Origin of the sequence: Bradyrhizobium sp. F1.13.3 (assembly GCF_040548265.1) — a bacterium.
Lineage (GTDB): Bacteria > Pseudomonadota > Alphaproteobacteria > Rhizobiales > Xanthobacteraceae > Bradyrhizobium.
Genome location: NZ_JBEPRI010000002.1, coordinates 960,775 through 979,643, shown reverse-complemented (window position 1 = coordinate 979,643; position 18,869 = coordinate 960,775). Strand labels below are relative to the sequence as shown.

16 protein-coding genes are annotated in these 18,869 nt (G+C 64.4%); 4 read left to right on the top strand and 12 right to left on the bottom strand.

What is annotated here, in order from left to right; translation table 11 throughout:
• Positions 1 to 16: 16 nt before the first annotated feature.
• From ABIB66_RS09445 to zapE, 10 genes are all read right to left on the bottom strand, one after another.
• Positions 17 to 547, bottom strand: a complete 531-nt coding sequence (locus ABIB66_RS09445) for a hypothetical protein (protein WP_275174187.1) — start codon at positions 545 to 547, stop codon at positions 17 to 19.
• 33 nt (positions 548 to 580) lie between these two features.
• A complete protein-coding gene (gene lpdA / locus ABIB66_RS09440) occupies positions 581 to 1,978 on the bottom strand; it encodes a dihydrolipoyl dehydrogenase (RefSeq protein ID WP_354209654.1) in 1,398 nt (465 codons plus the stop codon).
• A 56-nt stretch (positions 1,979 to 2,034) separates the two neighbouring features.
• Positions 2,035 to 2,796 (bottom strand): SDR family oxidoreductase, encoded by a 762-nt coding sequence (locus ABIB66_RS09435; RefSeq protein ID WP_473321716.1) that lies wholly within the window; start codon positions 2,794 to 2,796, stop codon positions 2,035 to 2,037.
• A gap of 52 nt (positions 2,797 to 2,848) precedes the next feature.
• Positions 2,849 to 4,093 carry a 2-oxoglutarate dehydrogenase complex dihydrolipoyllysine-residue succinyltransferase gene (gene odhB / locus ABIB66_RS09430; protein WP_354209655.1) on the bottom strand — a complete coding sequence of 415 codons (1,245 nt, stop codon included), beginning with the start codon at positions 4,091 to 4,093 and terminating at the stop codon, positions 2,849 to 2,851.
• Between the two features lie 184 nt (positions 4,094 to 4,277).
• Positions 4,278 to 7,247, bottom strand: coding sequence for a 2-oxoglutarate dehydrogenase E1 component (locus ABIB66_RS09425; RefSeq protein WP_354209656.1), 2,970 nt, complete (start codon positions 7,245 to 7,247; stop codon positions 4,278 to 4,280).
• A gap of 137 nt (positions 7,248 to 7,384) precedes the next feature.
• On the bottom strand, positions 7,385 to 8,269 hold the full coding sequence (gene sucD, locus ABIB66_RS09420; protein ID WP_275174194.1) for a succinate--CoA ligase subunit alpha: 885 nt from the start codon (positions 8,267 to 8,269) through the stop codon (positions 7,385 to 7,387).
• Positions 8,270 to 8,303: 34 nt separating this feature from the next.
• Entirely contained in the window at positions 8,304 to 8,783 is a 480-nt protein-coding gene (locus ABIB66_RS09415; RefSeq protein WP_275174195.1) for a DUF1579 family protein, read from the bottom strand.
• Positions 8,784 to 8,787: 4 nt separating this feature from the next.
• Positions 8,788 to 9,984, bottom strand: coding sequence for an ADP-forming succinate--CoA ligase subunit beta (sucC, locus tag ABIB66_RS09410; RefSeq protein ID WP_027566399.1), 1,197 nt, complete (start codon positions 9,982 to 9,984; stop codon positions 8,788 to 8,790).
• A 219-nt stretch (positions 9,985 to 10,203) separates the two neighbouring features.
• Positions 10,204 to 11,172: a malate dehydrogenase gene (gene mdh / locus ABIB66_RS09405; RefSeq protein ID WP_354209657.1), complete on the bottom strand. Its 969-nt coding sequence runs from the start codon at positions 11,170 to 11,172 to the stop codon at positions 10,204 to 10,206.
• 262 nt (positions 11,173 to 11,434) lie between these two features.
• Positions 11,435 to 12,619 (bottom strand): cell division protein ZapE, encoded by a 1,185-nt coding sequence (gene zapE, locus ABIB66_RS09400; protein WP_354064670.1) that lies wholly within the window; start codon positions 12,617 to 12,619, stop codon positions 11,435 to 11,437.
• 139 nt (positions 12,620 to 12,758) lie between these two features.
• On the opposite strand from zapE, the gene ABIB66_RS09395 reads away from it, so the two are divergent.
• Entirely contained in the window at positions 12,759 to 13,013 is a 255-nt protein-coding gene (locus ABIB66_RS09395; RefSeq protein WP_354209658.1) for a type II toxin-antitoxin system VapB family antitoxin, read from the top strand.
• A gap of 53 nt (positions 13,014 to 13,066) precedes the next feature.
• Here ABIB66_RS09395 and thpR read toward each other — a convergent pair whose 3' ends face one another.
• Both thpR and ABIB66_RS09385 read right to left on the bottom strand, forming a co-directional pair.
• Positions 13,067 to 13,603 (bottom strand): RNA 2',3'-cyclic phosphodiesterase, encoded by a 537-nt coding sequence (gene thpR, locus ABIB66_RS09390; RefSeq protein ID WP_007598862.1) that lies wholly within the window; start codon positions 13,601 to 13,603, stop codon positions 13,067 to 13,069.
• A 173-nt stretch (positions 13,604 to 13,776) separates the two neighbouring features.
• Positions 13,777 to 14,424, bottom strand: a complete 648-nt coding sequence (locus tag ABIB66_RS09385; protein WP_354209785.1) for an arylesterase — start codon at positions 14,422 to 14,424, stop codon at positions 13,777 to 13,779.
• Positions 14,425 to 14,479: 55 nt separating this feature from the next.
• Between ABIB66_RS09385 and ABIB66_RS09380 the strand changes: the two genes are divergently transcribed.
• The 3 genes from ABIB66_RS09380 to ABIB66_RS09370 all read left to right on the top strand — a co-directional run bounded on the left by ABIB66_RS09380 (position 14,480) and on the right by ABIB66_RS09370 (position 18,831).
• Positions 14,480 to 15,202 carry an ABC transporter ATP-binding protein gene (locus ABIB66_RS09380; RefSeq protein ID WP_354064674.1) on the top strand — a complete coding sequence of 241 codons (723 nt, stop codon included), beginning with the start codon at positions 14,480 to 14,482 and terminating at the stop codon, positions 15,200 to 15,202.
• On the top strand, positions 15,199 to 17,769 hold the full coding sequence (locus ABIB66_RS09375) for an ABC transporter permease (protein WP_354209659.1): 2,571 nt from the start codon (positions 15,199 to 15,201) through the stop codon (positions 17,767 to 17,769). Before ABIB66_RS09380 ends, ABIB66_RS09375 begins: the two co-directional genes overlap by 4 nt.
• A 270-nt stretch (positions 17,770 to 18,039) precedes the next feature.
• Complete coding sequence (locus ABIB66_RS09370; RefSeq protein WP_007604312.1) at positions 18,040 to 18,831, top strand: Bax inhibitor-1/YccA family protein; 792 nt, start codon at positions 18,040 to 18,042, stop codon at positions 18,829 to 18,831.
• The last annotated feature ends 38 nt before the right edge of the window (positions 18,832 to 18,869 follow it).

Sequence of the window (18,869 nt, the reverse complement as noted above, 5' to 3'; positions counted from 1 at the left end):
AGTGTGCGGTGAGGCTTCAGCGCGCTTCGTGCACGCTCTTGCGAAAACGCTGGATCAGGCGGAGTGTGCGGGAGGACCAGCCTTCGCCGTTGCCGGCGATCAGCTCGCGGATGCGCCGCTTGATTGGATCGACCAACTCGGCGGCCTTAGCACGCAGCTTCAGCACCAGAGCATAAAGCCGCTCGAACCAGGCCATCTCCATCAGCTTGTCGCGCGTCACGTCGAAGACGAAGGCGGTGACGCCGACGCCGAGCAGCTTTGCGAACACGATGGTGAAGACCGCGCTGGTCCAGTATTCGTGCGTGAGCAGCCACAGGCCGACCAGCTTGAGCGGAAACAGCGGAACGATCGGCACCGCGAACACGATCAGGGTCATCGCCGGCGACAGCGCATCGACGCGGTCCGACAGCCATTGCTTGAACCGGGCGAGCGGGACGATTGCGACAACCCGCGCGACGATCGGTTCGAGATGGTCCCACAGCCAGGCTTCGATCAGGAAGATGATCGCAAGCAGGACCCAGAGCGGTTGAAGCAGGCGGCGTAGCATGTGTTTCCCGCCCGATTCGGCGCTGGGCGCGACCTACATATGGATGGCCCGCTTGCCGACTGCAAGCGCGGCTTCCTTGATGGCCTCCGAGCGCGTCGGGTGGGCGTGGCAGGTGCGCGCGAGATCCTCCGCACTGCCGCCGAATTCCATGAGAACGCACGCCTCATGGATCATTTCGCCGGCTTCACGACCGATAATGTGCACGCCGAGCACGCGATCGGTCTTCGCATCTGCGAGAATCTTCACAAAGCCGTCAGTGGTCTGATTGACCTTGGAGCGGCCGTTGGCGGTAAAGGGAAACTTTCCGACCGTATAAGCCACACCGGCCTGCTTCAGCTCTTCCTCGGTCTTGCCGACGGAGGATACTTCCGGCGTGGTATACACGACGCCTGGGATAACATCGTAGTTCACGTGGCCGGCCTGCCCTGCGATGATCTCGGCAACCGCGACGCCCTCGTCCTCGGCCTTGTGCGCGAGCATCGGGCCCGCGACGACGTCGCCGATGGCATAGACGCCCTTCACGCTGGTGGCGAAGTGCGGATCGATCTGCACGCGGCCGCGATTGTCGAGCGCAACGCCGGCTTCCTTCAGGCCCAGCCCATCCGTGTACGGCACACGGCCGATACAGACGAGAACGACGTCGGCTTCCAGCGTCTCGGCAGCGCCGCCGGCGGCGGGCTCGACCGTCGCCTTCAGCGTCTTGCCGGAGGTGTCCACGCCCGTGACCTTGGCACCCAGCTTGAAGGCAAAGCCCTGCTTCTCCAGGATGCGCTGGAATTGCTTGGCAATCTCGCCGTCCATGCCGGGCAGGATGCGGTCGAGGAATTCGACGACGACCACTTCGGCACCGAGACGGTGCCAGACCGAGCCGAGCTCGAGGCCGATCACGCCGGCGCCGACGATCAGCAGCTTGCCGGGCACCTTGTCCAGCGACAACGCGCCGGTCGACGACACGATGCGGGTCTCGTCGATCTCGATGCCCTTGAGCCGCGCGATGTCCGAGCCGGTGGCGATCACGATGCTCTTCGTTTCGATGACTTGCGACTTGCCGTCGGCGGAGACTTCGACCTTGCCGGTGCCGAGAATCTTGCCGGCGCCCTTGAGCACGTCGATCTTGTTCTTCTTCATCAGGAATTCGACGCCCTTGACGTTGCCGTCGATGCCCTGCTGCTTGAAATTCATCATCGCAGGCAGATCGAGCTTCGGCGCGGAGACGCTGACGCCCATCTTGGCGAAGGAATGCCCGGCTTCCTCGAACATTTCGGAAGCGTGCAGCAACGCCTTCGACGGCATGCAGCCGACATTGAGGCAGGTGCCGCCGAGCGTGGCGTTCTTTTCGACCACGGCGACTTTCATGCCGAGCTGCGCTGCACGCACCGCGCAGACATAACCGCCCGGTCCGGTGCCGATGACGACGAGATCGTATGCCATGAGAGAAAGTCCCGTAAGTTTAGCGTTGAGTGATGTGTCAGCGTCCGCGCGGCGCGTCAGCGTCCGCCGGACACATCGAGAATGGCTGAGGTAACGTAGGAGGCATCGTCCGACATCAGCCAGACGATGGCATTGGCGACTTCATCGGCAGTACCGACGCGCTTCATCGGCACCATATGGGCCAGACGGTGGTGCCGATCGGGCTCGCCGCCGGAGGCGTGGATTTCGGTATCGATCAGGCCGGGGCGGATGCCCGCGACGCGAATGCCTTCGCCGGCAACCTCATAGCCGAGGCCGATGGTGAACGAATCGATCGCGCCCTTGGACGCGGCATAGTCGACATAGGTGTTCGGCGCCCCGAGCTTGGCGGCAACCGACGACAGATTGACGATGACGCCGCCCTGGCCGCCGTGCCTGGTCGACATCCGCTTCACCGCTTCGCGCGCGCAGAGGATGGAGCCGGTGACGTTGACCGCCATCACGCGCTGGATGCGCTCGGCCGACATCTCATCGACGCGCACGCCGCTGGTCCCGACAATACCGCCATTGTTGACGAGTGCGCCGAGCGTGCCGAACGCGTCCGCGGCCTTGAACAGCGCCAGGATGTCGCTTTCCTCGGCGACGTCGCATTTCACCGCGATGGCCTTGCCGTTGCTGGCCGCGATCTCGGCGACCACCTCGTCGGCGGCCTTGTTGTTGCTGGCATAGCCGACCACGACACGGAAGCCGCGCGCGGCCGCAGCAATCGCAGTCGCGCGGCCAATGCCGCGGCTGCCGCCGGTGATGACAACGACTTTATCCGTCACGCGCGCCTCCATGGTTCGACACGCGCCGTCGCGCAAGGCGACGGCGCTCGCAGAGCATCAGCGATCAGAGATCGAGCACCAGGCGCGCCGGATCTTCCAGGCTCTCCTTGACGCGAACAAGGAAGGTCACGGCTTCCTTGCCGTCGATGACGCGGTGATCGTAGGACAGCGCCAGATACATCATCGGGCGGACCTCGATCTTGCCGCCGACGACCATCGGCCGCTCCTGGATCTTGTGCATGCCGAGGATGCCGGACTGCGGCGCGTTCAGGATCGGGGTCGACATCAGCGAGCCGTAGATGCCGCCATTGGTGATGGTGAAGGTGCCGCCCTGCATCTCGTCGATCTTGAGCTGGCCGTCACGGGCGCGGCGGCCGAAATCGGCGATGCCCTTCTCGATGTCCGCGATCGACTTGTTGTCGCAGTCGCGCACCACGGGCACGACGAGGCCCTTGTCGGTGCCGACGGCGACGCCGATGTGATAGTAGTTCTTGTAGATCAGGTCGGTGCCGTCGATCTCCGCGTTGACGGCCGGGATGTCCTTCAGCCCCTGCACGACGGCCTTGGTGAAGAAGCCCATGAAGCCGAGCTTGCTGCCGTGCTTCTTCTCGAACGCATCCTTGTAGTGGGCGCGCAACGCCATGACGTTGGTCATGTCGACCTCGTTGAAGGTCGTGAGCATCGCGGCGGTGTTCTGCACGTCCTTGAGGCGGCGCGCGATGGTCTGGCGCAGCCGGGTCATCTTGACGCGCTCTTCGCGGGCAGCGTCATCGGCCGGCGACGGCGCGCGGACCTGGACCGCTGCGGCCGGCTGGTTGACCGGGGTCGGCGCCGAAGCCGCACGTTCGATCGCAGCGAGCATGTCGCCCTTGGTGACGCGGCCGTCCTTGCCGGAGCCGGGAACCGTCGAGGCGTCAATGCCGGTCTCGGCCGAGAGCTTGCGCACGGAGGGAGCGAGCGGCGCATCGGCCGGCGGCGCCTTCGCCGCGGCGGGAGCAGCCGCAGCGGCGGCAGCAGGAGCGGCAGCCGCGGGCTTTGCGGGCGCAGCGGGCGCCGGCTTGGCAGCGCCGGCGGCACCTTCAGTAATCTGGCCAAGCAGCGCGCCGACCGCGACGGTGGCACCATCGGCGGCGATGATCTCGCTCAGCGTGCCGGCGGAGGGCGCCGGGACTTCGATGGTGACCTTGTCGGTCTCAAGCTCCACCAAGGGCTCGTCGACGGCGACGGGATCGCCGGCCTTCTTGAACCAGCGGCCGATGGTGGCCTCGGTGACGGATTCGCCGAGGGTCGGCACACGAATTTCAGTCATGGTCTTTTCCTTAAGGAGATCGCCAATGCGGTCATGAATTTCACAGGTGTCATGCCCCGCGAAGGCGGGGCATCCAGTACTCCGCGGCGTTCGTGGTCATCACGGCCGTCACGGCGTACTGGATCGCCCGCCCCAGTGCGCAATTGCGCACAAGGCGGGCGATGACAGCGTCCTAAAAAACGTCTCAGCTCAATGCTTCGTCCAGGAACGCCTTCAACTGCGCCTGATGCTTCGACATCAGACCCGTGGCGGTCGCGGCGGAGGCGGCGCGACCGACATAACGCGGACGCCGGCTCACACCGTTCACCTGGTTCAGCACCCATTCCAGATAGGGCTCGATGAAGTGCCAGGCACCCATGTTGCGCGGCTCTTCCTGGCACCACACCACTTCGGCCTTCTTGAAGCGCGACAGCTCGGCCACCAGCGCCTTGAGCGGCACCGGATAGAGCTGCTCGACGCGCATCAGGTAGATGTCGTCCATCCCGCGCTTCTCGCGCTCCTCGTAGAGGTCGTAATAGACCTTGCCCGAGCAGAGCACGATGCGGCGGATCTTCTCGTCGGGAACGAGCTTGATCGCTTCGCTCGGCAGCATCTGGGCGTCATCATAGAGGATGCGGTGGAAGGTGGTTCCCTTCGCGAGCTCCTCGAGACGCGACACCGCCCGCTTGTGACGCAGCAGCGACTTCGGCGTCATCACGATCAGCGGCTTGCGGATCTCGCGATGGAGCTGGCGGCGCAACACGTGGAAATAGTTCGCCGGCGTGGTCGGATAGACCACCTGCATGTTGTCTTCCGCGCACATCTGGAGATAACGCTCCAGACGCGCCGAGGAATGTTCCGGTCCCTGGCCTTCATAGCCGTGCGGCAGAAGGCAGACGAGGCCGGACATGCGCAGCCATTTGCGCTCACCCGAGGAGATGAACTGGTCAAACACGACCTGCGCGCCGTTGGCGAAGTCGCCGAACTGCGCTTCCCACAGGGTCAACGTGTTCGGCTCGGCGAGCGAATAGCCGTATTCGAAGCCGAGCACGGCTTCTTCAGACAGCAGCGAGTTGATGACCTCGTAATGGCCCTGCTCGTGACCGAGATGGTTGAACGGCGTGTAGCGGCTCTCGTCTTCCTGGTCGATCAGGACCGAGTGGCGCTGCGAGAAGGTGCCGCGCTCCGAATCCTGTCCGGACAGGCGGACATGGTGGTTCTCGTTGAGCAGCGTGCAGAACGCCAGCGCCTCGCCGGTCGCCCAGTCGATGCCCGTGCCGCCGTCGATCGCCTTGGCGCGGTTTTCGAGGAAGCGCTGGATGGTGCGGTGGACGCGGAAACCATCCGGCACCTTGGTGATCTTGCGGCCGATGTCCTTCAGGGCGGCGATGTCGACGCCGGTAACGCCACGCCGCGCATCTTCTTCCTGATCGGCGATCTTGAAGCCGGCCCATTTGCCGTCGAGCCAGTCGGCCTTGTTGGGCTTGTAGCCGGAGCCGGCCTCGAGCTCGGCATCGAGCCGCGCGCGCCAGTCCGCCTTGGCCTTCTCGACCTCGCCCTCGGTCAGCACGCCTTCGCTGATGAGGCGGCGGGCGTAGAGCTCGAGCGTCGATGGATGGGCCGCGATCTTCTTGTACATCACCGGCTGGGTGAAAGCCGGCTCGTCGCCCTCGTTATGGCCATGCCTGCGGTAGCAGAACATGTCGATGACGACGGGCTTGTGGAATTTCTGCCGGAACTCGGTCGCGACCTTGGCCGCGAACACGACGGCTTCCGGATCGTCGCCGTTGACGTGGAAGATCGGCGCGTCGATCATCTTCGCCACGTCGGACGGGTAAGGCGACGAACGGGAATAACGCGGATAGGTGGTGAAGCCGATCTGGTTGTTGACGATGAAGTGGACGGAGCCGCCGGTGCGGTAGCCCTTCAGGTCCGACAGGCCGAAACATTCGGCCACCACGCCCTGGCCGGCAAATGCTGCGTCGCCATGCATCAGCAGCGGCATCACCGAGATGCGCATATCCGGCGGATCGCCGTGCTGGTCCTGCTTGGCGCGGACTTTTCCGAGCACCACGGGATCGACGATCTCGAGATGCGAGGGGTTGGCGGTCAGCGACAGATGGATGCGGTTGCCGTCGAACTCGCGATCCGAGGACGCGCCGAGGTGATATTTGACGTCGCCCGAGCCTTCGACCGCATCAGGATTGGCCGAACCGCCCTTGAACTCGTGGAACAGCGCGCGATGCGGCTTGCCCATCACCTGGGTCAGTACGTTGAGGCGGCCGCGATGCGGCATGCCCAGCACGACCTCCTTCACGCCGAGATTGCCGCCGCGCTTGATGATCTGCTCGAGCGCGGGGATCAGCGATTCAGCACCGTCCAGGCCGAAGCGCTTGGTGCCGGTGAACTTGGTGTCGCAGAATTTCTCGAAGCCTTCGGCTTCGACCAGCTTCATCAGGATGGCGCGGCGGCCTTCGCGGGTGAACGAGATTTCCTTGTCAGGCCCCTCGATGCGCTCCTGGATCCACGCCTTCTGGGCCGCGTTGGTGATGTGCATGAACTCGACGCCGAGCGTCTGGCAGTAGGTACGCTCGCAGATCGCGGTGATTTCGCGCAAGCTGGCGTATTCGAGACCGAGCACATGGTCGAGGAAGATCTTGCGGTCGAAATCGGCTTCACTGAAGCCGTAGGTCCGCGGGTCGAGCTCTTCGCGATTGCGCTGGGCTTCGATGCCGAGCGGATCGAGTTTGGCGTGGAAGTGCCCGCGCATGCGGTAGGACCGGATCAGCATCAGCGCGCGGACCGAGTCGCGGGTGGCCTGGAGCAGGTCTGCGGAGGAGAGGCCGCCGGCCTTGTCCCCGCCCTTGGCCTGCGCCATGGCGGCAATCTTGGCTCCGACCGTCTTCTCGACTTCGGCCCAATTGCCGTCGAGCGCGGAGGTCAGATCGTCCTGCGGGGTCAGCGGCCAGTTGGCGCGCTCCCAGGACGGGCCCTGGGCGTTCTTGCTGATGTCCCCCGGCTGGTCGTTGAGGCTCTTGAAGAAGTCCTGCCACTCGGCATCAACCGAGGACGGGTCCTTCTCGTAGCGGGCGTAGATTTCGTCGATGTAGGTGGCGTTGGTGCCCTGCAAAAAGGAGGAGAGGGCAAAGGCTGCGTTCGCGTCTTGGCGAGACATACTTGAGTTCCTGGCGATTTCGGTTCGCGCATAACAAACGGCGCTGGCGCTGGGCTCCCCGGCAGAGGACCAGCGCGACAGGCACCATTTACCCTATTTGCTGCGAAACTTCGCCCGGAAAATTACGAAGGTGTGAATCAGGCCTTCAATTTTTCGGCAAGCGTGTGGCCAAGGCGAGCGGGAGACGGAGATACTGTAATTCCTGCCGATTTCATCGCGTCGGTCTTGGAACCGGCGTCACCCTTGCCGCCCGAAATGATCGCACCGGCATGGCCCATGCGGCGGCCGGGAGGGGCCGTGACACCGGCGATGAACCCGACCATCGGCTTCTTGCGGCCGCGCTTGGCTTCGTCCTTGAGGAACTGGGCGGCGTCCTCCTCGGCGGAACCGCCGATCTCGCCGATCATGATGATCGACTCGGTCTGGGGGTCGCCGAGCAGCATTTCCAGCACGTCGATGAACTCGGTTCCCTTGACCGGATCGCCGCCGATGCCGACCGCAGTGGTCTGGCCGAGGCCTTCCTGGGTGGTCTGGAACACGGCTTCGTAGGTCAGGGTGCCGGAGCGGGAAACGATGCCGACGCTGCCGGTCTTGAAGATGTTGGCCGGCATGATGCCGATCTTGCACTCGCCCGCAGTCATGACACCCGGGCAGTTCGGCCCGATCAGGCGCGACTTGGAGCCGGCCAGCGAGCGCTTCACCCGGACCATGTCGATGACCGGGATACCTTCGGTGATGCAGACGATCAGCGGGATCTCGGCGTCGATGGCTTCGCAGATCGCATCGGCCGCGCCCGGCGGCGGCACGTAGATCACCGACGCATCCGCGCCGGTCTTCTCACGCGCCTCGCGCACGGTGTCGAACACCGGCAGGCCCAGATGCGTCGCGCCGCCTTTGCCGGGCGAAGTGCCGCCGACCATCTTGGTGCCATAGGCAATCGCGGCCTCCGAATGGAAGGTGCCGTTCTTGCCGGTAAAGCCCTGGCAGATGACCTTGGTGTTCTTGTCGATCAGGATGGACATGAGGTCTGCTTTCGCGAAACTAACGAGTGAGAGGTCAGTGGATGCGGCGGTAGACGCCGGTGAGCACGTCGGCCCAGCCTTCCGCGTCCGGCGAGAACTGGATCTTCAACGAATAGGAATCGTCGTCGATGATTTCATAGACGTGGCGCGCATTGCCGCGGAGCGAGCCGCGCACCAGCGTCAGGGTCTTGCCGACCCACCCGCCGGAGGCGGGCGAGGGCGGCGTGTAGCCGAGCGAGTCGTACCAGAACAATTTGTAGGTCCGGTCTTCGCGGTCGAAGGTGAAGATGCCGTGGGTGGCGAAGCTCTGCTTGCCGTCGCGGGTCTGGACCGAGTCCTGGATCAGATAGAAGCCATTGAGATCCATGTGGGCCACGACGCGAGAAGTCGCCGTTCCCCCGTCCGTCCAGCGCGACGGAAAGACCACCTCTTCGCCATTCCATTCACCGGCGAACGCGGCAAGACGCGCGTGCTCCGGCAGCGGAGATGATGCAGCGAGATGGTCCTGGGTCATGGCCTCAGCCTCCCTTGACGGCCTTCACAATCTTCTGCGCGGCGTCGTCGAGATTGTCGGCCGGCACCACGTTCAGGCCGGATTCACGGATGATCTTCTTGCCCAGCTCGACATTGGTGCCTTCGAGGCGAACCACCAGCGGCACGCTGAGGCCGACTTCACGAACCGCAGCCGTCACGCCCTCGGCGATCACGTCGCACTTCATGATGCCGCCGAAGATGTTGACCAGGATGCCCTTCACGTTGGGATCCGCGGTGATGATCTTGAAGGCGGCCGCCACCTTTTCCTTGCTGGCGCTGCCGCCGACGTCGAGGAAGTTCGCCGGCGCCATGCCGTAGAGCTTGATGATGTCCATCGTCGCCATCGCGAGGCCGGCGCCGTTGACCATGCAGCCGATATTGCCGTCGAGGGTGACGTAGTTGAGGTCGTATTTCGAGGCCTCGATTTCCTTGGCGTCTTCCTCGGTCTCGTCGCGCAGCGCGAGCACCTCGGGGTGACGGAACAGGGCGTTGTCGTCGAACGACACCTTGGCGTCGAGGACGCGGAGCTGGCCCTGCTTGGTCACGACCAGCGGGTTGATCTCCAGCATCGACATGTCCTTGGCGACGAACGCCGCATAGAGCTGCGCGGTGAGCTTCTCGGCCTGCTTGGCGAGATCGCCGGAGAGTTTCAGCGCGTTGGCGACGGTGCGGCCGTGATGGCCCATGATGCCGGTTGCGGGATCGATCGAGAAGGTCACGATCTTCTCAGGCGTGTTGTGCGCGACGTCCTCGATGTTGACGCCGCCCTCGGTCGACACCACGAAGGAGACGCGGGAGGTCTCGCGGTCGACCAGGATCGAGAGGTAGAATTCCTTGTCGATGTCGGAGCCGTCCTCGATGTAAAGGCGGTTGACCTGCTTGCCGGCGGGTCCGGTCTGGATGGTGACGAGCGTTGCGCCGAGCATCTGCTTGGCGAATTCGGAAACTTCCGCGGCCGACTTGGCGATGCGGACGCCGCCCTTGTCGCCGGCGGATGCTTCCTTGAACTTGCCCTTGCCGCGGCCGCCGGCGTGGATCTGGCTCTTCACGACCCAGACCGGGCCCGGGAGAGCCTTTGCCGCCGCGTCCGCATCGGCCGCCTTCAGGACCGGAACGCCCTTCGAGATCGCGACACCGAACTCGTTCAGCAGCGCTTTGGCCTGATATTCATGGATATTCATTTAGTCGCTCCCTGAACCCGCGGGCGGTGACCTCGTAGGCCCACCTCAGTCTTGTGGCTGGCATACCATATACCACAGGAACTGCAACCCGGATTCTCTGACATCGATCTCTGGACTGCCGATCCGGAACCCGCCAGCCCTCAACAAGAGTTGCAGCGGGGGCCCGGAAGTGAAACCGCCGAAGACCGGGTTTTCGATCTTCGGCGGGGATTGTTGGGTTTAGCGGCCCAGAAGGTCGGGTGCGATCTTCTTGCAGGCGTCAACCAGACCCTGCACCGCGCCGACTGACTTGTCGAAGGCTTCGCGGTCCTTGCCGACGAGCTCGATCTCGACGACGCGCTCGACGCCCTTGGAGCCGATCACGACGGGCACGCCGACATACATGTCCTTCACGCCGTATTCGCCGTTCAGGTAGGCGGCCGAGGCCAGCACGCGCTTCTTGTCACGCAGATAGCTCTCGGCCATCGCGATCGCGGAAGCCGCCGGCGCGTAGAAGGCCGAGCCGGTCTTGAGCAGATTGACGATCTCGGCGCCGCCGTTGCGGGTGCGGTCGACGATCTCGTCGAGGCGCGCCTGCGAGGTCCAGCCCATCTTGACGAGATCGGGCAGCGGAATGCCGGCGACGGTGGAGTATTTTACCAGCGGCACCATCGTGTCGCCATGGCCGCCCAGCACGAAGGCGGTGACGTCTTCGACCGAAACGTTGAACTCGTCGGCCAGGAAGTAGCGGAAGCGCGACGAATCCAGCACGCCGGCCATGCCGACGACCTTCTTGTGCGGCAGGCCGCTAGCCTTCTGCAGCGCCCAGACCATCGCGTCGAGCGGGTTGGTGATGCAGATGACGAAAGCGTCGGGGGCGTACTTCTTGATGCCGGCGCCGACCTGCTCCATGACCTTGAGGTTGATGGAGAGGAGGTCGTCGCGGCTCATGCCGGGCTTGCGGGGCACGCCGGCGGTGACGATGCAGACCTTTGCATTGTCCAGCGCCTCGTAGGAGTTCGCGCCGATATAGTGCGCGTCAAAGCCATCGACCGGCGAGGACTGTGCGATGTCGAGCGCCTTGCCCTGCGGCACGCCCTCGGCGATGTCGAACATCACCACGTCGCCCAGCTCTTTCAGGCCGATGAGATGAGCCAGCGTTCCGCCGATCTGACCGGAGCCAATCAAAGCAATCTTGTCGCGCGCCATGTGAACCTGTCCTTTAGACACGTAAGGAGGGGAAAACTGAGACGGGTGGTTATCCCTTTCGCCTCCCCCGTTCAAGTCGGTGGATGCCCAATTGTCGGGCTCGCCGCGAAAGCAGCCAGAATACCCCCCGAACCGTCAGCCTATCCCAACGGTCATTCCGGGGCGCGACGAAGTCGCGAGCCCGGAATCCATAACGACGATCGGGAGTATGGATTCCGGGCTCGTCGCTTGGCGACGCCCCGGAATGACGGCCGCATAGGACTTAAGTCTCCACCAGCCCCTTGGTCGAGCCGCTGGCGGTGGAATCCTTGCGGCCGTGGGGCAGCGCCAGATAGGATTCCGAGCTCATTTCGATCAGGCGCGACGCGGTGCGCTTGAACTCGTTGGCCTCGTTGCCCTCGTTGGCAAGATAGAGCGAGATCGGGTTGGCATCGGCCGAGGCCATCAGCTTCACGGCATTGTCATAGAGCGTGTCGATCAGCGTGATGAAACGCTTGGCGGCGTTGCGCTGAGAGATGTCCATCACTGGAATGTGGTCGACCAGGATGGTGTGATAATCGTGCGCCAGCCTGAGATAGTCGGATGCCCCGAGCGGCTTCTCGCAGAGATCGGCGAACGCGAAGCGCGCCACGCCGTGGGCCGAGCACGGCACGTGCAGGATGCGGCCCTTGATCGAAATATCGCGCGACTTGCATTTGGCGCTGCCTGACATCTTCGACCAGGCGCGGTCGAGCGCGGTGTCCGCCTCGGTGTCTGCCGGTGTCAGCCACATCGGCACGCCCTGAAGCTTTTCCAGCCGGAAGTCGGTGCGCGCGTCGAGCCGCAGCACGTCCATGTGGTCGGTGATCTGCCTGATGAAGGGCAGGAACAGCGAACGATTCAGACCGCCCTTGTAGAGGTCGTCAGGCGCGACGTTGGAGGTCGCCACCACCACGGTGCCGAGCTCCAGCAGCTTTGCGAACAGGCGGCCGAGGATCATCGCGTCCGCGATGTCGGTGACGTGGAATTCGTCGAAACAGAGCAGCCAACTCTCCTCGAAGATCGCATGCGCGGTCAGCGCGATGACGTCGCCGTCGGCGATCTCGCCGCGCGCGATGCCCTGGCGATAATCGTAGATGCGCTCGTGCACATCGGCCATGAATTCGTGGAAATGCGCGCGCCGCTTGTGCTCGACGGTCGAGTGCTGGAAGAACAGATCCATCAGCATGGTCTTGCCGCGGCCGACCTCGCCATGGACGTAGAGCCCGTGCGGCGCCTCGTCCTTGTCGCTGCTGAACAGGCGGCTGAGCAGGCCCTGCTTGCGCGCCGGCTTGTAATCGGCGAGCCGCTGGTCGAGCGCCGCATAGGCGTCGGCGATTTCAGCCTGGGCAGCGTCGGGCTCGATCGCGCCGGACGCGATCTGGGCCTGATAGGCCTCGCGGAATGAGGAACTGGGGGTCGAGAGCATGCTCTTTACCGCCAGAGATGAGCGGAAATTGCAACTCCGTATTGGCGCAAGGGGCGTATGCGCTTACCCTCATACATGTGGGTGTGGGCGGATGATTGAGATATCAGTAAAGTAAAGCGGCTACTTTGTGGCTCCTGACATGGCTCTTAATATCGAAGACCCCGAGACCGAGCATCTCGCATGCAGGCTGGCGCAACTCACCGGCGAGACCGTTGTGGTCGCGACGAAGCGAGCTAGCGAGGAGCGGCTTAGCCGTATCGACAATCAGCACCGCAAGACTGCTCTATTGGACGATATGGCTGCGATCCGCCAACGCTGGAGCGTACTGCCGGTGATAGCCGACCAGACGGCAGACGAAATCGTTGCCTATGACAAACACGGATTGCCACTCTGAGCGCGATAGACGCTACCGGTCGACGCGCCAGGGCCTCGGCTTGTTAGCCAAGCTCACTCACACAGCTCGTACGCGTCCTCGACCACATACGGTCCGCCGCCGGTGGAGGCGCGGGACGAGAACAGCACGAAACGTTCGGCCGTGAACGCCTTGCTGGGAAAATAGCCGCGCAGCGAGAGATAATCGGCGACGTCACGGTCGGTGGCGTCGTGGAGCCGGGCCAGCGTGACATGCGGGATGAACTTGCGACCCTCAGGATCGAGGCCGATCCGCTGCATCAGGCGCTCGAGCTCGGCTTGCAATTCCATCAGCGGCTTGCTCGGCACGATGGTGGCGACCACCGCGCGCGGCTTGCGTCCGCCGAAACTCTGCAAGCCCTGCACCTTCACCTCGAACGGCTTGCGGTCAACGCGAAACAGCATCGAGGCGATTTCGTTGGCGGACATGCCGTCGATATTGCCGATGAAGCGCAGTGTGACGTGGTAATTTTCGGGATCGATCCAGCGGGCGCCGGGAAGGCCGCCCCGCAAATTGGAAAGCGACTGGCCAATCTCGGCCGGAATTTCCAGACCAGTGAACAAACGCGGCATCGTTTCGCACTCCCGATGCTTGGGCATGATCCAGGGAAAGATCATATCCAAATTTTAGAGCCGGCGACGAATCACCGGTACCTCAATTCCTATCGCAGTTGTGTGACTCTGCGAAGCATCGCGCGCCTTACTCCGGTAAAACCCTGGGAATTACGGTTAGCGTTGCCTGCTTTTCAACGCCGTTGCTCAGCTATGGTGCCAAGGAATGCCTCAACCGTGGGCAAGATATTCCTGACGATGATGTCGACGCCGGGCGCGGTCGGATGAATGCCGTCGGCTTGGTTGAGCTTGGCATCGGCCGCGACACCGTCGAGAAAAAACGGATAGAGCGGCACGCCGTATTTTTTCGCCAAATCCGGATAAATCGAATTGAAGCGCGCGGCATAGTCCGCGCCGTAGTTCGGCGGCGCCAGCATGCCGCACAGCATCACCGCGATCTTGCGCGCCTTGAGACGCTGGACGATCTCGGTGAGCGCAGCGCGCGTCAAATCGGGATAGATGCCGCGCAGCGCATCGTTGGCGCCGAGCTCGATGATCACACCGTCGGTTCCGTCAGGGACCGACCAGTCGAGCCGGTCACGGCCCCCCGAGGAGGTGTCGCCGGACACCCCGGCATTGCTCATGCCGACCTCTATCCCTTTGTCTTGTAGAGATTTTTGAAGTTTTGCGGGGAACGCCTCCTGGGCCGGGAGGCCGAGGCCGGCACTCAGGGAATCGCCGAGAACCACCAGCCTGATCGGCTTCGCCGCTTCGGCCCATGCCGGAGCCCACGCCGGATTTGCCACCGTCATCAAACCGAGCATCAACACGGCTATGTGCATGAACAATCCGTAACGCCTCTCGACCGCGCGTGCGGAGTTGCCATATGACCGGACCATGGACACTCGCATCTCTTCCTCTTCGCTCGCCGACAGTTCGGCGGACACCATCGCCATCTCCAACGTCAATCTGTCATTGGGTACGGGCGCGGCACGCGTTCACATTCTCAAGGATATCAGCTTGCGCGTCGGCCGGAGCGAAACGATCGGCCTGATCGGCCCGTCAGGTTCGGGCAAATCCACGCTGCTGATGGTGATGGCGGGGCTGGAGCGTCCTGATAGCGGAGAGGTGGTGGTCAGCGGCACGCCTTTCAATGCCCTCGACGAGGACGCGCTGGCCCGCTTCCGCGGCCGCCAGGTCGGCATCGTCTTCCAGTCCTTCCATTTGATCCCGACCATGACCGCGCTGGAGAACGTCGCGGTGCCGCTCGAGCTTGCAGGCAATCCCGACGCCGCCAGGCGCGCGGCGGAGGAGCTGCAATCGGTCGGCCTTGGCGACCGTCTGCACCATTATCCGACGCAGCTCTCCGGCGGCGAGCAGCAGCGCGTCGCGCTGGCCCGCGCGCTGGCACCCGATCCCGCGATCCTCGTTGCCGACGAGCCGACCGGCAATCTCGACGAAGCCACCGGACAACAGATCGTCGACCTGCTGTTCAGCAAGCATGCCGAGCGCGGCATGACGCTGGTGCTGGTCACGCACGATTCCTCGCTCGCGCATCGCTGCGATCGCGTGATCCGCCTGCGCTCCGGGCGCATCGACACGCAGTCGGCGCCGGCATGAGCATTGCTGCCGAACCGTTCGCGAAGCCCAACGGCGTCGCGCTGTCGCTGCGCTACGCGCTGCGCGAATTGCGCGGCGGCCTGCGCGGCTTCTACGTCTTCATTGCCTGCATCGCGCTCGGCGTGATGGCCATCGCCGGTGTCGGCTCGGTGTCGGCGAGCCTGAGCGACGGCCTCGCCCGCGAGGGCCGTACGCTGCTCGGCGGCGACGTATCGTTCGTCTTGTTTCAGCGCGAGGCGAAGCCGGAGGAAGTCGCCTTCCTGCGTTCGCGCGGCACCGTCTCGAGCGCCGCCACTCTGCGCGGAATGGCGCGCTCGGCCGAGGGCAAGCTGGCGCTGGTCGAGATGAAGGCGGTCGACGGCACCTATCCGATGCTGGGCCAGTTGACGCTGGCGCCACCGCTGCCGATGTCCGACCTGCTCGCGGAGCGCGACGGCGCGTTCGGCGCAGCCGCCGATCCGACGCTGCTGACGCGGCTATCGCTCAAGACCGGCGATCGCGTCACCGTCGGGGCTGCGACGTTCCAGATCCGCAGCGCCGTCGAAGCCGAGCCCGACAAGCTCGCCGGCGGCATCGGCTTCGGCCCGCGCTTCCTGATCAGCGAAGCGGGCCTGCGCGCCACCGGGCTGGTCCAGCCCGGCAGCCTGGTGCGCTGGGTCTACCGGGTGAAGCTGCCGGAGATCGCCAATAGCGAGCGCGCCACCGACGCCTTCATTGCGGATTCGCGCAACGCCGCGCCGCAGGCCGGCTGGGAGGTCCGCAGCCGCTCCAATGCCTCGCCGCAGCTCGAGCGCAACATCAACCGCTTCACGCAGTTCCTGACGCTGGTCGGCCTCGCCGCGCTGCTGGTCGGCGGTGTCGGCGTCGCCAATGCCGTCAAGGCCCATATCGACCACAAGCTCGAGGTGATCGCGGCCTTCAAGGCGGTCGGCGCCACCGGGCGCGACGTGTTCGGCATCTATCTCGCCCAGGTTCTCCTGCTCGCCGCGATTGGGTCGCTGATCGGGCTCGCGCTCGGCGCCGCCATGCCCTTCGCGATCGTCGGCCTGTTCGGCAAGCTGCTGCCGCTGCCGGTGGTGCCGGCGGTGCATGCCGACGAGCTTGCGCTGTCGTTCGTCTACGGGCTGCTCACCGCGCTTGCCTTCGGCCTGTGGCCGCTCGGGCGGGTACACGACGTGCCGGTGGCCGCGCTGTTCCGCGACACCATCAGCTCCGAATGGCACCGGCCACGCTGGAGCTATCTCGTCTTCATGGCCGTCGTGATCGCGCTGCTCATCGCGGTCGTGATCGGGCTCTCCTTCGACAAGCGCATCGCCGCGGTGTTCGTGGCCTCCTCCGTGGTCGTGTTCGCGCTGCTGCGCGGCATTGCCGCCCTGCTGATGACGATCGCACGGCGACTGCCGCGCACGCGGTGGCCGATGCTGCGACTTGCGATTGCCAACATTCACCGGCCGGGCGCGCTGACGCCCTCGGTCGTGCTCTCGCTCGGGCTCGGACTCGCCGTGCTCGTCACCATCACCCAGATCGACGGCAATCTGCGCCGGCAGTTCCTGGCGGCGCTGCCCGAGCACGCGCCATCGTTCTTCTTCATCGACATTCCGAGCACGCAGGCCGAGCAGTTCGACTCCTATCTGCGCCAGCTCGCCCCTGGCGCGAAGGTCGATGACGTGCCGATGCTGCGCGGGCGGATCGTCGGAGCCCGTGGCGTCCGCGCCGAGGAGCTCAAGCCCAGCACCGATTCCGAGTGGGTGCTGCAGAGCGACCGTGGCCTGACCTATACCGCCGATCTGCCGAAGGGCTCCAAGGTGGTCGAGGGCGCGTGGTGGAGCGCCGATTATTCCGGCCCGCCGCTGGTTTCGATGGAGAAGAAGATCGCGGACGGACTCGGCCTCAAGCTCGGCGACGAGGTCGTGGTCAATATCCTCGGCCGCGACATCCCCGCCAAGATCAGCAATCTGCGCACCATCGACTGGCAGGGCCTCGGCATCAATTTCGTCCTGGTGTTCTCGCCGAACGCCTTCAAGGGCGCCCCGCACACCCACATCGCGACGCTGACGGAAGCCGGAGGCGATGCGGCCGGCGACGGCAAGATCATCAAGGAGGTCGCTGACGCCTATCCGATGGTGACGAGCGTGCGCGTGCGCGAGGTGATGGAGACGGTCGGCTCGGTCGTGACCAACCTTGCGCTGGCGATCCGCGGCGCCAGCGCGGTGACCCTGATCTCGGCGATCCTGGTGTTGGGCGGCGCGCTCGCCGCCGGCCATCGGCACAGGGTCTACGATGCGGTGATCCTCAAGACCCTGGGCGCGACCCGACTGCGGCTGCTCGGCGCCTATGCGCTCGAATACCTCCTGATCGGGCTCGCCACCGCGGTGTTCGGCGTTTTCGCCGGCAGCGTCGCGGCCTGGATGATCGTGACCCGGCTGATGACCCTCACTTTCGTCTGGCAGGGCGGCAGCGCAGCCGGCGTGGTCGCGGCTGCTTTGGTCGTCACGGTCGGGCTCGGGCTCGCCGGCACGCTCCTGGCGTTGAACAAAAAGCCCGCCACGGTGTTGCGGAATTTGTGACAAATGGTAGCGGGCGGCTGCGCGGGAGCGAAATCGCACGATTCCAGCGATTAACCACGTCTGCTCGCCAGGATTGCGGGCGAGGGCGACATTCAGCCGCGCGTGGAAGGTTGCAGCGGATGTGTTAGTTTCCCACATATCGAGTGGGTTCGGAGTCCCGATTGTTAGCCAAAATTTAGTCGGCAGACGTCGGTATCCGAGATAGAATTTGACGAACCGGCGGCATGGCGACCCTCATGCCGGACCGGACCAACCAACGGGAATTCGACCATGTCGGACCTAGACCGCAATTACGCTTCTCCTTTCGGCAGGGCCGCCGGGCGTGTTGACGCCGCGACGGTCGATGCCGGCCTGCGCGCTTACATGCTGCGCATCTACAACTACATGAGCATCGGCCTGGCCATCACCGGCCTTGCCGCGCTCGGCGTCTACATGGCCGCCGTGACTGACGTTCCGACCCCGGAAGCCGTCCGCGTCGGCAAGCTGTTCCTGACGCCGTTCGGCTACGCGATGTTCGTCAGCCCCCTGAAGTGGCTGTTCATGCTCGCGCCGCTCGCCATGGTGTTCGTGATCTCGGCAGGCATCAATCGGCTCGCTCCCTCGACCGCCCAGATCCTGTTCTGGGTGTTCGCGGCGCTGATGGGCATCTCGCTGTCCTCGATCTTCCTGGTGTTCACACACACCTCGATCGTGCGGGTGTTCTTCATCACCGCGGCGACCTTCGGCGCGCTCAGCCTCTACGGCTACACCACCAAGCGTGACATGAGCGGAATGGGTTCGTTCCTGTTCATGGGCCTGATCGGCATCGTCATCGCCAGCCTGGTGAACCTGTTCCTGGCGAGCTCGGTGCTGCAGTTCGTGGTGTCGGTGGTCGGCGTGCTGGTGTTCGCGGGCCTCACCGCCTGGGATACCCAGCGGCTGAAGAACGACTACATCTACGGCTACGCCTCGGCCGGCGGTGACATCGCAGAGCGTGCGGCCATCACCGGCGCGCTGTCGCTGTACCTGAACTTCATCAACCTGTTCACGCTGCTCCTGCAGCTCCTCGGCCAGCGCGACTAAGCGCCAGCCCAGAGCGAACGACACCAGCCCCGGCCGAG